This window comes from Roseivivax isoporae LMG 25204 (assembly GCF_000521865.1).
Taxonomy (GTDB): domain Bacteria; phylum Pseudomonadota; class Alphaproteobacteria; order Rhodobacterales; family Rhodobacteraceae; genus Roseivivax; species Roseivivax isoporae.
Genome location: NZ_JAME01000159.1, coordinates 1 through 522 on the forward strand (window position 1 = coordinate 1; position 522 = coordinate 522).

A 522-nucleotide genomic window follows, 5' to 3' on the forward strand; every position below is an offset into this window, starting at 1 on the left:
ATCGCGACACCGGAGGCGCTGCGCCTGAGCTGCGAGCCTGCCGCTGATTGCGCCAGATGCGACAGCCTCAGGAGACCCGACCATGGAAAGATCGCAGGTGCTGGATGCGATGGGCCAGCTCAAGCTCTACGGCATGAAGGCCGCCTATGACGAGATCATCGCCACCGCGGGGAAACGCCAGCACGAGCCACAGAAGATCGTGGGCGACCTGCTGCACGCAGAGATCAGTGAGAAGCAGGCACGCTCGATCAAATACCAGATGACGATCGCCAAGGTGCCGCTGGCCAAGGAGATCGACGAGTTCGAGTTCGCCGATACGCCGGTCAACGAGACGCTGGTGCGAGATCTCGCTGGCGGAGACTTCCTCGAGCACCAGCGCAACGTCGTGCTGATCGGCGGCACAGTCCCATCTCGCGGTCGCCATTGCGCGAGCCTGCATCCGCAGCGGCGCCCGCGGTCGGTTCTTCAACGTGGTGGACCTGATGAACAAGCTCGACGCCGAAGCTCGCGCCGACCGGCAGG

The 522-nt window shown here is 64.2% G+C and carries 1 pseudogene; it reads left to right on the plus strand.

The window, feature by feature from the left end:
• Positions 1-82 precede the first annotated feature (82 nt).
• A pseudogene (locus RISW2_RS23150) lies at positions 83-522 on the plus strand (ATP-binding protein); the annotation flags it as partial.